This window comes from Terrabacter sp. Root181 (assembly GCF_001428505.1).
Classification (GTDB): Bacteria; Actinomycetota; Actinomycetes; order Actinomycetales; family Dermatophilaceae; genus Terrabacter.
The window spans coordinates 1,474,481-1,487,966 of record NZ_LMHU01000001.1 but is presented as its reverse complement, the minus strand read 5'-3'; the positions used below and the strand labels follow the sequence as shown (position 1 = coordinate 1,487,966).

The 13,486-nt window shown below is 71.6% G+C and carries 12 protein-coding genes and 1 tRNA gene; 6 read left to right on the top strand and 7 right to left on the bottom strand.

All coding sequences use genetic code 11. The features are described from left to right. Positions 1–62: 62 nt before the first annotated feature. Complete coding sequence (gene hisN / locus ASD90_RS06945; protein WP_056753247.1) at positions 63–854, top strand: histidinol-phosphatase; 792 nt, start codon at positions 63–65, stop codon at positions 852–854. 43 nt (positions 855–897) lie between these two features. After that, positions 898–1,479 (top strand): GNAT family N-acetyltransferase, encoded by a 582-nt coding sequence (locus tag ASD90_RS06940; RefSeq protein ID WP_056753245.1) that lies wholly within the window; start codon positions 898–900, stop codon positions 1,477–1,479. A gap of 129 nt (positions 1,480–1,608) precedes the next feature. Here the strand turns inward: ASD90_RS06940 and ASD90_RS06935 are convergent, their stop codons facing one another. After that, positions 1,609–2,997: a pitrilysin family protein gene (locus tag ASD90_RS06935; RefSeq protein ID WP_056753242.1), complete on the bottom strand. Its 1,389-nt coding sequence runs from the start codon at positions 2,995–2,997 to the stop codon at positions 1,609–1,611. Next, entirely contained in the window at positions 2,994–4,355 is a 1,362-nt protein-coding gene (locus ASD90_RS06930; protein ID WP_056753239.1) for a pitrilysin family protein, read from the bottom strand. The genes ASD90_RS06935 and ASD90_RS06930 overlap by 4 nt, the downstream gene beginning before the upstream one ends. Before the next feature lie 132 nt (positions 4,356–4,487). Here ASD90_RS06930 and ASD90_RS23930 point away from each other — a divergent pair, with 132 nt between their 5' ends. Both ASD90_RS23930 and ASD90_RS06920 read left to right on the top strand, forming a co-directional pair. Then, the gene (locus ASD90_RS23930; protein WP_056753235.1) at positions 4,488–4,955 is read left to right on the top strand and encodes a hypothetical protein; all 468 of its coding nucleotides are present in this window, start codon (positions 4,488–4,490) and stop codon (positions 4,953–4,955) included. 136 nt (positions 4,956–5,091) lie between these two features. Continuing rightward, positions 5,092–6,792 (top strand): aminotransferase class V-fold PLP-dependent enzyme, encoded by a 1,701-nt coding sequence (locus ASD90_RS06920; protein ID WP_056753232.1) that lies wholly within the window; start codon positions 5,092–5,094, stop codon positions 6,790–6,792. A gap of 33 nt (positions 6,793–6,825) precedes the next feature. Here the strand turns inward: ASD90_RS06920 and ASD90_RS06915 are convergent, their stop codons facing one another. Beyond that, a complete protein-coding gene (locus ASD90_RS06915) occupies positions 6,826–7,725 on the bottom strand; it encodes an NADP-dependent oxidoreductase (RefSeq protein WP_056753229.1) in 900 nt (299 codons plus the stop codon). A 93-nt stretch (positions 7,726–7,818) separates the two neighbouring features. Next, positions 7,819–8,208 (bottom strand): hypothetical protein, encoded by a 390-nt coding sequence (locus ASD90_RS23400; RefSeq protein WP_157623033.1) that lies wholly within the window; start codon positions 8,206–8,208, stop codon positions 7,819–7,821. Between the two features lie 9 nt (positions 8,209–8,217). Here ASD90_RS23400 and ASD90_RS06910 point away from each other — a divergent pair, with 9 nt between their 5' ends. Beyond that, positions 8,218–8,778: a DUF1990 family protein gene (locus ASD90_RS06910; protein WP_056753225.1), complete on the top strand. Its 561-nt coding sequence runs from the start codon at positions 8,218–8,220 to the stop codon at positions 8,776–8,778. A gap of 27 nt (positions 8,779–8,805) precedes the next feature. On the opposite strand, the gene ASD90_RS06905 is transcribed toward ASD90_RS06910, so the two are convergent. The 3 genes from ASD90_RS06905 to ASD90_RS06895 form a co-directional block, all read right to left on the bottom strand. Then, positions 8,806–9,312 (bottom strand): hypothetical protein, encoded by a 507-nt coding sequence (locus ASD90_RS06905; RefSeq protein WP_056753224.1) that lies wholly within the window; start codon positions 9,310–9,312, stop codon positions 8,806–8,808. Positions 9,313–9,458: 146 nt separating this feature from the next. After that, positions 9,459–9,532 (bottom strand) — tRNA-Met (locus tag ASD90_RS06900). 144 nt (positions 9,533–9,676) lie between these two features. Beyond that, on the bottom strand, positions 9,677–12,688 hold the full coding sequence (locus ASD90_RS06895; RefSeq protein WP_056753221.1) for a UPF0182 family protein: 3,012 nt from the start codon (positions 12,686–12,688) through the stop codon (positions 9,677–9,679). A 259-nt stretch (positions 12,689–12,947) separates the two neighbouring features. Here ASD90_RS06895 and ASD90_RS06890 point away from each other — a divergent pair, with 259 nt between their 5' ends. After that, positions 12,948–13,478, top strand: coding sequence for a PPA1309 family protein (locus tag ASD90_RS06890; protein WP_082588521.1), 531 nt, complete (start codon positions 12,948–12,950; stop codon positions 13,476–13,478). Positions 13,479–13,486: the final 8 nt, after the last annotated feature.

Genomic DNA, 13,486 nt, shown 5'->3' with positions numbered 1-13,486 from the left:
GCAGCGGCATACGTCGTCGGGCTCACCGCCCCTGCTCGGACCGTTGCCGCTAGGTTGAGCCGGTGACCTCCTACGACGACGACCTTCGTCTGGCCCATGTCCTCGCGGATGCCGTCGAGAGGGTGACGATGGCACGCTTCCGCGCCGCCGACCTGGTCGTCGAGAGCAAGCCGGACCTCACGCCGGTCACCGACGCCGACCGCGCCGCGGAGGAGCTCGTGCGCCACCAGCTCAAGCGCACCCGACCCCGTGACGCCGTCGAGGGCGAGGAGTTCGACACGACCGGGCACGGTCCACGGCGATGGATCATCGACCCGATCGACGGCACGAAGAACTTCGTCCGCGGCGTGCCCGTGTGGGCCACGCTCATCGGCCTCGTCGTCGACAACGTGCCGGTGCTCGGTCTCGTCGCCGCGCCCGCCCTGCAGCGCCGCTGGTGGGCCGCGACCGGGTCGGGAGCCTGGAGCGGTCGCTCCCTGTCGTCCGCCCGACGCATCTCGGTCTCGCAGGTCGGCCGGCTCGGCGACGCGTCGCTGTCGTACTCCTCGCTGGCCGGGTGGCGCGTGCGCGGCCGCCGCGACGACTTCCTCGACCTCATGGACGACTGCTGGCGCACCCGCGCGTACGGCGACTTCTGGTCCTACATGCTCGTCGCCGAGGGCGCCGCCGACATCGCCGCCGAGCCCGAGCTGGCGGTCCACGACATGGCTGCCCTCGTCGCGATCGTGCAGGAGGCCGGCGGCCGGTTCACCGGCCTCGACGGCAAGGACGGCTGCTGGAGCGGCAACGCCCTGGCGACCAACGGCCTGCTCCACGACGAGGTCCTGTCGCGCATCGGGATGCCACCGGCCTGAGACCGCGCTGGGCGGGCTGCGCTGCCCGGCATAGCCTTTCGGCATGAGCACCGAACCCACCCGGCAGTCCGAGGTCTCACCCCCCGTCGCCACGGTCCGCTCCGCCGGTGCCACGGACGTGCCGGCGCTGGCCACGGTCGCGGCGGCGACCTTCGAGCTCGCGTGCCCGCCCTCGATGACGCGGGAGCGGGTCGACGCCTTCGTCGACGAGGTGCTCTCGCGCGACCGGTTCGCCGGCTACGTCGCCGACACCGGCCGGCACGTCCTCCTGGCCGAGAGCGACGGGACCGCGCTCGGCTACGCCATGCTCGTCGCCGGCGACCCGCAGGACGGCGACGTCCGGGCCGCGATCCGACTCCGGCCGACGGTCGAGCTGTCGAAGATCTACGTCCTTCCGGAGGCGCACGGCACCGGGGCCGCGGCCCTGCTCATGGCCCGGTCCCTGGACTGGGCGAGCGAGACCGGTGCCGCCGGCGTGTGGCTGGGCGTGAACCAGCAGAACGAGCGCGCGCAGCGGTTCTACGCCAAGAGCGGCTTCGAGCGGGTCGGCACCAAGCGCTTCCTCGTCGGCGGCGTCTACGAGGACGACTACGTCATGGAGCGCCCCGTTCCCCCGCTCCCCTGACCGAACGCGGCGTTCGGTCGCGAACTCACGGTCAGAGCAGTGAGTTCGCGAACGAACGCGGCGTTCGGTGGGGTGAGGTCGAGCGTCACGCGGGTGCCGGTCTCACCTCGACTCGAGCGGGGTACGGGGTCAGGCGTCCGTGACGACGGCGACCTCGCCGAGGTCGAGCGCCCGGATGTCCTCGAGGTGCGCGTCGACGTCGCCGACCACGACGATCGTCCACCCGGCCCCCGGGCGGCCCGTCCCGATGCCCGCGCCATCGGCGAACCGGGCGTATGCCGCCTCGACCCTGCCGCGGTCGACTGCGGCGAGGTCACGGAGGTTCTCGGTGGTGAAAGCCGTGGTGCGTCCGTCGAGCGCCATGCCCACCGCCTCGTCGGCGATGGTGTCGGCCGTGGCATAGCGGCCCGGAGCGGTCTTGGAGATGAAGTCGACGCCGGAGCGGATCTCCTTGTCGCTGAAGCCGTTCCGGCCACTCTCGAGGATCTCGACGAGGAGCCGCAGCGACTCCGCGGTCGAGTCGGCTCGGACCGAGCCGGACGTGAGGAAGACGCCACCGCGTCGGCGGGGCCGGAAGCTCGACCGGATGCCGTAGGTGTACCCCTTCTCCTCGCGCAGGACAGCGTCGATGCGCGCGTTCGGCGAGCCACCGAGGACGAAGCCGAGCACCGGGTAGGGAGCCCATCCACCTTCGACGGAACGGTCGGGCCCGGGGGCGCCGATGACGAACTCGGTCTGCACCGAGTTCGGGCGCGAGACGAGCACGATGCGCCCACGGTCGGGGGCGAGTGCGGCGGAGTGCTGGAGGTAGCGCTCCCGGTCGCGGGAGCCGCGCGACCATCCGCCGAGGGCCGCCTCGACGAGTGCCGGCACGTCCAGGCCCTCGAGGTCCCCGGCGACGACCACGGTCCCCCCGGCCGCGACGACGTGCTCGGCATGGAAGGCCACCACGTCCTCCCGGGTGATCGACGAGACCGTCTCGGGCGTGCCACCCGTGGGCCGGGACGAGCGGTCGTCGGGTGCGTAGAACGTGCGCACGAACTCGAGCCCGGCGCGGTGCGCGGCCACCGAGCGCTCCTGCTCGATCTCGGCGAGGCGCGTGCGCACCTGACGGGCGACCTCCGCCTGCGGGAAGGCGGGCTCGGTGAGGATCTGTCGGAGCAGGTCGAGGGCGGGCTCGAGGTTGCCCTTGACGACGTCGAGGTCGAGGGACAGACCGGCGTCGGCCATCCCCGCACCGAAGCTGACGCCCTTGCGCTCGAGGAGCCGGGCGAACTCCTCGGCGGTGTGCTGGGCGGTGCCCTCGTCGAGGGTGCGGGACATGACCGAGGCCACGCCCTCGCGCTGGCGCGGCTCGTCACGGAGCGACACGGGCAGGCCGAGGCGCACCGAGACGACGTACTGGCCGGGCACGTCGTAGGTGATCAGGCGCAGGCCGTTGGGCAGGTCGTGCGTGCTGTCCCCGGGGAAGTCCCACGGCTCGGGCGGGGCGACGGCGGGGCGGGCGACGGCGGTCATGCGGCCTCCTCCGAGTCCTTGTCGGTGCGGTCGGTGCGGTCGGTGCGGTCGGCGTCGTCGGCGTCGTCGGGCTGGTCGGCGTCCTTGCTCGTGTCGGCGAGGTAGCGCACGACCGCCCGCGAGGCGGGATCGAGCCAGGCGGCGGCCGCCGCCCGGGCCTGCTCGGCGGTCACGGCTCGGATGCGGTCGACGAAGGTGTTGACGTAGGCCGGGTCGCCCGTGAGCAGGGCATGGTGGCTGATGTGGTCGGCTCGCTCCTCGATGCTCGCGAGCGCGCTGAGCCACGAGCGTTCGGTGTCGGCGATGACCGACTCGAGCTCGGCCCCGTCCGGTCCCTCGTCGATGAAGCGTCGGATCTCCTCGCAGACCGCGGCCTCGACCTGCTCGACGTCGGCGCCGGCGGACACGTCGACGGTGATGGTGCCGAGCCCGACGCCGTCCACGAGGCCCATGGTCCAGCCGCCCACGGCGACGGCGGTCTCGTCGGTGCGCACGAGCCGGCGCACGAGGCGCGAGCTCGCCAGGCCACCCAGGACGTCGACCGCGACCTGGCAGGCGAGGTAGTCGGGCGTCGTGTCGACCGGGAGCCGGAAGGAGACGTAGATGCGGTCGTTCGGGACGTCACCGACGCGGTCGAGACGCACCGGCTCGGACAGGGGTGGCAGCTGCGGGTGCCGCTCCCTGGCCTCGAGCTCGATGGCCGGGAGCCGGCCGAAGTACGTCTCGGCGGCCGCGAAGCCCTCCTCGGGCGTCACGTCGCCAACGAGGGTCAGCACCGTGTTGTTGGGCCCGTAGTGCGCGCGGAAGAAGGCATGGACGTCCTCGAGCGTCGCTGCGTCGAGGTCCTCCATCGACCCGATCGTCGGGTGGTGGTACGGGTGGTCCTCCGGGAACGCGGTGGCGTAGATGTCGATGAGCGCCGAGCCGTAGGGCACGTTGTCGTAGCGCTGGCGCTTCTCCTCCTTGACGACGTCGCGCTGGTTGTCGAGGTTCTCCTGGGTCACGGCCTCGAGCAGGTGCCCGTGCCGGTCGGCCTCGAGCCACAGGGCGAGCTCGAGGGCGCCGGTCGGCACCGTCTCGAAGTAGTTCGTGCGGTCGAACCACGTCGTCGCGTTGAGGCGGGCACCCTCGTCCATCAGGGCCGAGAAGTGCTCGCCCGAGGCGACGTTGCGGCTGCCCTGGAACATGAGGTGCTCGAAGAGGTGGGCGAAGCCGGTGCGTCCGGGGGCCTCGTGTCGGGAGCCGACACCGACCCAGAGATTCACCGCGACGTTGGGCACCGTGTGGTCCTCGCTGACGATGACGCGCAGGCCGTTGGCGAGCGTGTGCTCCGCGAGCGGGTAGGAGATCGCTGTCACGGCTCGACCTTATGCGAAGCGACGGGCAGGATGACCAGCCACGAACCCACACGGTCGCGCCGTGGACGTGCACAATGCGGGGGCCACACTCGGCACACCGTCCGTCCACGTCCGTCAGGAGCAGCCACCCCGATGTCCGACCACCCCGTTCCCGAAGCCACGTCGCCCGAGCCGGTGGGCCAGCCGTCCCAGCCGGCCCAGTCGGCCCATCCGGCCCAGCCGGCCCAGCCGGCCCATCCGGCCCAGCCGGCCCAGCCGGCCCCGACCACGTCGGGTCGCCTGTCCGGGCTCAAGCGCTTCGGCGGATTCCTCCTCGCCATCCTCGTGTTCTTCCTGTTCCGGGCCTTCACCGCTGACGACGGCACCCACGGCATCAAGACGGGCGAGTGCATCGCGTCGGTCGGGACCGACGACTTCAAGAAGGTCGACTGCAGTGACTCGACGTCCTTGGGCTCGGTCACGTTCGTCGAGAAGAACGCCCCCACCGACGAGACGTCCGCCCTCGCCCTCTGCGCGAAGCACGGTGCCGCGAACGCCTTCACGAGCGCCACCTCGGACGGCGGCGCCGGGACGATCATCTGCGTCGCGGACCCCAAGTAGCCGACGCGCCTGCTGCACCGCTGACGACGGGGGCGTCCGGCCAGGGCCGGGCGCCCCCGTCGTCGTGACGCATCCCATCAGGTAACTCTTGGTTATGCTCTTTTGAACTAGCATCACTACGCGCTATGCTTCGGGTATGGGTGGAGCTCCGGAGAACGACCTGCTGGCCACGATCCGTGCGAGCGTGATCGGTGAGGACCAGGTGATGCACGGGCCCTACGGTCCGCGCCGTGTCACCTACGCCGACTACACCGCCTCGGGTCGTGGACTCACCTTCATCGAGGACTTCATCCGGGACGAGGTCCTCCCCCGCTACGCCAACACCCACACCGAGAGCTCAGGCACGGGCCTGCAGACGACGCGGCTGCGCGAGGACGCCCGCCGCACCATCCGCGACGCCGTGGGCGGCGACGACGAGACGGTCGTCGTCTTCGCCGGCTCGGGCTGCACCGGAGCCATCGACAAGCTCGTCGGCATCCTCGGCCTCCGCATCCCGTCGAACTTCGAGGACCGTTGGCACGCCAGCGATCTCGTGCCTGCCGACCAGCGTCCTGTCATCTTCATCGGACCCTACGAGCACCACTCCAACGAGGTGATGTGGCGCGAGTGCGTGGCCGACGTCGTCGTCATCCCACAGGACCTCGACGGGCACGTCGACATCGAGGTGCTGCGCCGGCGCCTCGTCGAGCACGCCGACCGCCCGCTGCTCATCGGGTCCTTCTCGGCCGCGAGCAACGTCACCGGCATCGTCACCGACACCGACGCGATCTCCTCCTTGCTCCACGAGCACGGCGCCCTCGCGTTCTGGGACTACGCTGCAGCGGCGCCGTACGTCGACATCGAGATGTACGGCCGGGGCGGACGCGGCGTGGCCGGCCCCACGGCATACAAGGACGCCGTCTTCCTCAGCCCGCACAAGTTCATCGGCGGCCCGAGCACGCCCGGCGTCCTCGTCGTGCGCCGCGAGCTCATGACCAACCGGGTGCCCGACGTGCCGGGCGGGGGCACCGTCGCCTACGTCAACCCCGACGCCCACGACTACCTCACCGACCCCGCGCACCGCGAGGAGGGCGGCACCCCCGCCATCATTGAGGCCATCCGGGCCGGGCTCGTCTTCAAGCTCAAGGAGGCCGTCGGCGTGGAGACCATCCGCGCCCGCGAGGACCACTTCCTCCAGCGCGCGGTCACGGCCTGGCGCGACGAGCCCGGCATCGAGATCCTCGGCAACCTCGAGGCCGAGCGCCTGTCGATCGTCTCGTTCGTCGTCCACGCGCAGGGTGAGCGCTACCTGCACCACAACTTCGTCGTGGCCGTGCTCAACGACCTCTTCGGCATCCAGGCCCGCGGCGGCTGCTCGTGCGCCGGGCCCTACGGCCACTACCTGCTCGGCATCGACCTCGAGCGGTCGCACGAGTTCGAACGTGAGATCGGTCGCGGCTGCGAGGGCATCAAGCCCGGCTGGGTGCGGGTCAACTTCAACTACTTCATCTCCGACGTCGTCGCCGACTACGTCATCGAGGCGGTCCGCCTTGTGGCCCGCGACGGCTGGCGCCTGCTCGGCGACTACGACTTCGAGCCCGCGACGGGTCTCTGGCGCCACCAGGACGGCCCGGTCGAGCCGCCGCTGCGGCTGCACCAGGTGAGCTTCGACCAGGGTCACCTCACCTATCCCGCCCAGCTCGAGCGCGCCGGCGAGGACGCGCTGGCCGGACACCTTGCCGACGCGCGCGCGATCCTCGCCGCCGCCACGCCGGAGCGCTGCGACGAGGCGCACGTCAACGTCGACTTCGACCACCTGCGGTGGTTCGAGCTGCCGGTCCGCAGCCTCTCGCGCTGAGCAGTCGGCGACCGGGTCGTCGCTGGCGGCTCGTCAGGGCACGAGCACCAGCTTGCCGCCGGCCCGCCCGCTGTCGCTCAGCTGCTGCGCCGCGGCCGCCTCCGCGAGCGGCAGGACGCGCGAGATCGTCGTCGTGACCTCACCGGACGCCCGTCGGGCCACGAGGTCGGCGAGCTCCTCTGCCGAGCGCTCCGACGTGCCGCTGAAGGTGATGTTCCGGGTGAAGGCCGCTGGGTCGGCGATCGTCACGAGCCGGTCGGCGCCGCCGAGCAGCTCGACGGACCCGTCGAGGACGCCGGCCCCGCTGGCGTCCAGCACGGCGTCCACGCCCGAGGGCGCGAGGGCGCGCACGCGCTCGAGCCAGCCCTCGCCGTACGTGGTGGGCGTGGCGCCGAGGGCCGCCACCCGGTCCTGGTTGGCGGCCGAGGCCGTGCCGATGACGGTGGCACCGCTCGCGACCGCGAGCTGCGTCGCGACCGCCCCCACGGCGCCGCTCGCCCCGTGCACGAGCAGCGTCTCACCGGGCCGCACGTCGAGCAGGCGCAGAACCCGTCGGGCCGTCTCGCCCGCGACGGGGAGGGACACGGCGACGGTGGCGTCGAGCGAGTCGGGCAGGGCGGCATACGTGCTCAGCACGGCGAGCTCGGCGTAGGCGCCGCCCTCCGCGAACCCGACGACCCGGTCGCCGACGGCGACATCGGTGACGCCATCGCCCATCGCGTCGACGACCCCGGCCGCCTCGAGCCCGGGCACGAGCGGGAACGTCGTGTCGGGTGAGGCAATGAGGCCGCTGCGGGCCTTGCCGTCGGCGGGGTTGACCCCGACGGCCTCGACGCGCACCCGGACCTGACCCGGCCCGGGCTGCGGGTCGGGCAGCTCGGCCTCGTGGAGCTCCTCGGGTCCGCCGAACCGGTCGATGACGATGGCCTTCATGCTCTCTCTCCTCGTGCCCGGGCCGCCCGGTGGGCGGCGTCACCCGGACAACGACGAGGGAGGCCGGCGTATGCCGTCGCGTCCGCTCCGTGGTCACCGCCGGGTCGGCGTCAGGTCGCCCGCAGGGTCGGCGTCGGGTCGCCCGTCGGGTCGGCGTCGGGTCACCGGCCGTTCACGGGGCCATGGCGGCATAGCCCGTCGAGTGGTGGACGGCGATGCCGGCGTAGGTCGCGTAGGCGGAGGCGCGCGCGTCGACCTGGGCGCGAGCTGGTCGTGCATCCGCGTCAGGGTCTGCCCGTGGAAGGACTGCTTGACCTCGGTGGAGTCGGGCCCGAGGTAGTTCGTCTCCTGGCCGATGCGCACCGGCCTACCAGCGGCTGCGGCCGAGGCGAGGTGCTGCGGCAGGGCGTAGTCGGGACCGGGCGACGCGCGGGCCGCCCTCGGAGACGCGGGTGCCGGGGCACGGACGCGACGTTCGGGCATGCTGGGCGCATGGACGCGCCCCTGCTCAGCGGTGAGCGCCTCGCCGAGCTCGCGCTCGCGGGGCTCACCTACCCGGAGGTCGGTGCGACCCTGCGCAAGGGAGCCCTGCCGGGCGGCTACCGTCACCTGCGTCGACGCGCCGTGGTCGGGCAAGGCGCCGACGACCTCGAGCGCGCCACGGAGGCGTTGCTCGGCTGGGCCGTCCAGCGTGGGGCGGGCGTACGCGTGCTCCCGTCGAGTCCGCTCGTCCTGCCGGCGGTCGTCGCCGACCTGCGCGTCGGCCCGGGGCCGCTGTCCCTCCGGGCGCCCGTACGCGTCGTCGACGTCGTCGAGGGACCGCGTCGGCGAGGCTTCGCCTACGGCACGCTCCCCGGTCATCCCGAGAACGGGGAGGAGTCGTTCGTCGTGTCGATCGGCGACGACGGGGCAGTCACCTTCACCGTGCGAGCGTTCTGGCGACCCGCCGGCGCCCTGGCACGGTTGAGCGGCCCGGTCGGGCGCAGGGCCCAGCGCGGCATCACCGGCCGCTACCTGCGGTCGCTCGAGTCGCTCGTCCGACGCGCCACCTGAGGGCCGCGCACCTCGTGCGCGCGGAACTCAGTGCAGGAACGTCTTGGACACGACCATGACGATGCCGAGCAGGGCTGCTGCGAGCGACTCCCTGAAGGCCGTGCGCGGGCTCGAGCCGGCGGAGCGGGCCCCGAGGTAGCCGACCGCACCGAGCTCGATGACGGTGAGCCACAGGGCGAGGTCGACCGCGAGCGCGGTCTCGGCGCCGAGCAGGGACGCGACGAGGACGACCACGATGGCCGGCACCCCGCCCATGAGCACGCGAGACTCGTGCCGGATCGCGGCGGCCATCCGTCGCGGCAACGGTGACCGACCGTGGTTGAACTGGTCGGCGAAGGCCCGCACGTAGACGTCGGCGAGCCAGTACACGATGAGCACGAAGACGGACGCGACGACGACACGGGCCGCGGAGGGCACGTGGTTCGCGGTGGCGCTCATGACGGCGCCCGTGATGATCGCACCGTAGAGCAGTCCCGCCGGGTTGCCTCGGGCGATGAGTCGCGTGGCCCGCTCCCTGGCCGTCTCGTCCGCCACGTTCCCCCCTCCACGGCGCGCCGCCTGGTCGCGGCGCCTCGGGGCCAGCCTCCCGCGACGGGCTGTGGCGCGCCAGTGCACCGCACCCGCGAACGACGAAGGGCCCCAGATCTCTCTGGGGCCCTTCGTATCGCTGACGCGATCAGTAGCGGGGGCAGGATTTGAACCTGCGACCTCCGGGTTATGAGCCCGGCGAGCTACCGAGCTGCTCCACCCCGCGTCGGCAAGAGCAACGTTACGCGAAACCTCCCGCAGGACCAAATCGAGGCGGCGTCCGGCTCGAAACCGAGCTGACCGGGCCCGGAACGACCTGTGGCAGCACGCGATTCGCGTGCTGCCACAGGTGGTGCTCGATGACGGATCGTCAGGGCGTCGCCTTCGGCACCGACTGCGGCGATGCCTCCACCGCGCGCGTCAGGGCCTCCTTGAGCTTCGCCTGTGCCTGGCCGTAGGCGGCGAAGTCGCCGCGCTTCAGGGCGGCCTCGCCCTCGACGTAGGCCGCCTGTGCGTCCTTGAGCGCCTTGGACAGCGCCGCCGCGTCGGGGCTGCCCGGCGTCGACGACGGCGTCGGGGTGGGCGTCGCGGTGCTGCCCGGCGTGGGCGTCGGGGTCGGCGTGGGAGTCGTGCCGTTGTCACCGGCCTGCGCACCCGACGAACCGCCGAAGAGGTCGTTGAGCGCTGCGTCGAGCGACCCGGCCCAGGCGATCTTGTCGCCGAAGGCGACGGCGACGGCCGAGAGGCGCGGGTAGGTGCCCGAGCCGGTCGAACGGGCCTGGACGTAGATCGGCTGGACGTAGAGCAGTCCCCCACCGACCGGGAGGGTCAGCTGGTTGCCGAAGATGACGCTGGCGCCCGTCGACGAGGTCGTCGAGATGAACTGCGCCAGTGTCAGCTGTCGGCCGAGGGAGGCGTCGTTCGAGGTGACGGACGAGGTCCGCATGTCGTTGTAGACGAGACCCGGCCCGTTGACCGAGCCTCCCGTCGTCTCGAGCAGCCGCAGCTTGCCGTAGTTGGGCGACTTCTTGCCGTCCTGGTTCCCGGCGTCGCCGTCGACCGCGAGGAAGCCCGAGAGGACGTTGCGGTCACCGGTCGGCATGAAGGTCGAGGTCAACGAGAACGCCGGGCTCGACTGGTCGGGCATCGCGAGCGAGAGGTAGTAGGGCGGCTGGGGTAGGTTCTCGGCCGGCTGCGTCGGGTCCTCGGGCACGCGCCAGAAGTTCTGGCCGCCGTAGAAGGACGCCGCATCCTGGTCGTGGTACTTCGACAGGAGCGTGCGCTGGACCTTGAAGAGGTCCTCGGGGTAGCGCAGGTGCTCCATGAGCGAGCCCTTGATGTCGCTGAGCGGCTTGACCGTGCCCGGGAAGATCGACATCCACGCCTTGAGCACGGGGTCCTGCTCGTCCCACTGGTAGAGCGTGACCGTGCCGTCGTAGGCATCCACGGTCGCCTTGACGGAGTTGCGCACGTAGTTGACCTGGCCGGCCTGCACGGCCCGCACCGACGTGCGGGTGCTCGTGACGGCATCCTCCGTCACCGTGTCGAGCGTCGTCGTCTGCGAGTACGGGTAGTTCGCCGAGGTCGTGTAGCCGTCGAGGATCCACTGCACCCGACCGTCGACGACGGCGGGGTAGGCGTTGCCGTCGAGCGTCAGCCACGGCGCGACGCGCTGGACGCGCTCACGAGGTGTGCGGTGGTCGAGGACGCGCGAGTCGTTGGTCACCGCATCGGAGAGGAGGAAGTTGATCTCGCGGTACTTCACGGCATACGCGAGCCGCTTGACGGCGTCAAGCTGCACGCCACCCACGCCGGCGTAGGTGTAGTTGATCTGCCCGGTGCCCTGGGGGTCCGGGTAGTCGAACTCCTGCTTGTTGCCGCCGACGATGGAGTACTCGGGCGAGTTCTCGCCGAAGTAGATGCGCGGCTCGTACTTTCCGAGCGCACCCTCGGTACCGATCTGCGACTCGATGAAGGTCGGACGACCGTCAGGTTCCCGCGTGTTGCCCTTGGCCGCGACGACGCCGTAGCCGTGGGTGTAGACGGTGTGGTCGTTGAGCCAGTTGCGCTGCCCGTCGGGCACGCCGTTGAGGTCGAGCTCGCGCGCGGCGATGACGGTGTCCTGGGACTTGCCCTCGAGCTGGTAGCGGTCGACGTCGAGCACGTCGGCGAACTGGTAGTAGCCCTTGCTCGCCTCGAGCTGCTTGAAGGTGGGGCTGACGACGTTGGGGTCGATGAGGCGGATGCCGGGCACCGTGGCCGCGTCGTCACGAAGGGCGTTCTGGGTGGCGACGGTCTTCGTGTCGTAGGAGTCGACCATGATCTGGTCGAAGCCGTAGGCGGCGCGTGTCGCGTCGATGTTGCGCTGGATGTAGGGCACCTCGAGGGACTTCTCCGACGGACGCACCTTGAGCGACTGCACGAGGGCCGGGTAGATGCCACCGACCGCGACGACGATGACCGCGAGCACCGCGACGCCGACGAGCGGCAGGCGCCACGAACGCGTCCAGATCGTCGTGAGGAACATGATCGCGCACATGACGGCGGCGAGCGCGAGGATGCCCTTCGTCGGGATGATCGCGTGCGACTCGGTGTACTGGATGCCGGTGATCTTCGTCGACTGGGCCGTCGCGAGGTTGTAGCGGTCGACCCAGAAGGCGATGGCGCGCACGAGGACGAGGGCGGCTGCGATGACCGAGAGGTGCACGCGGGCCGCCTGCGTCGAGCGCATCTTGGTGCCGGCCACGATGCCGCCGTAGAGGTAGTGCGTGAACGCGGCCGTGATGAAGCCGATGACGAGGATCATCGTCAGGAACGCGACGACGAAGTTGATCCACGGCAGGTCGAAGACGAAGAAGCCGATGTCGAGGCCGAACTCGGGGTCGGTGGTGCCGAACGGGCTGCCGTTGCGCCACAGCAGGAAGGTGTCCCACTGCGTCGCCGCCGACAGGCCGGCGAAGAGCCCGATCGCGAGCGGCGCCGCGATCGTGGCCGTGCGCCGCATCGGCTCGACGAGCTGGCGGTAGTGCTCCATGGCCTGCGTGTCGGGCGACGGGGCGTAGATCGGGCGGTTGCGGAAGGCGAAGTGGATGCTCGACCACACCATCGCCGCCGTCAGCAGGCCACCGACGAGGCCCAGCAGGACCTTCGTGACGATCTGGGTGCTGAAGACGCCCGCGAAGCCGACCGACTGGTACCACAGCACCTCGGTCCAGAACTGTGCCGCGATGGCGATGACCACGAGCAGCGCGGCCGCCACGACGAGTGACGTGACGAGCGGGCGTCGGGTCGGCGGCAGCGTGGCCGCGTCGGGGCGTCGGGGCTGGCCCGAGTCGTCGTCGTTGAAGTTGCCCGGCGGGGGGCCGAAGTTGCTGTCGCTCACGTGGAGTGCCTTGGGTGCTGGGGCGGGCAGGTGGTCGGGCGGACCCGTGGGCAGCCTCCTTCGGCCGCCTGCGGCAACCATAACCCGCGGCCTTGCGGCACCTGCCGCGTGATACCGCAACGTGACCCGCACGAGACCGCGCGATGTCAGGCCGGGTGGCCAGGCGGGCCGGCCGCGGGCGTTGTCAGCACGAAGGGAGCGAGCCGGTGTACGCCCGGGCCCGCGCCGGTCACCGGACGGCATACGGCAGCATGGGGGCGTGAACGCGCAGCCCGTCATCGACCCCCTCGCCATCGCCGCCCTCGACACCGAGCGCCACGTCGCGGCCTCCGGGTGGGACCAGCCCGCCCGGCTCTTCGCACTCGTGCGCACGGCCGACCTGCTCGAGCGCGAGCCCCAGCTGCGCGACCAGATGGGGCCCTCGGACCTCGCCGACGGGGCCCTGACGGCCATCGAGCAGGAGGGCCTGCCCACGACGAGCTCGCTCGAGACACTGCTCGGTCGGCTCGCCTGGCCCGACGAGGTGGACGGCTGCGCCTTCGCCATCGAGCGAATGGTCGTACCGCCGGAGGCCGAGCGCGAGCTGCCCTCGCGGGGCGACGACGCGGTCGACCACCTCGCGGCCCACCCGGACCGCAAGGACGTCCGGCTCGTCGTGGCCGTCCTGCGCGACGGCACGTCGATCTGCCTGCTGCGCCAGCGCGACCACGACTCGGACGACGCCGTCGCGACGGGCAAGGACATCGCCCCCGGGCTCGTCGAGGCCCTCAAGGCCACCTTCGAGGACTGAGCACCAGC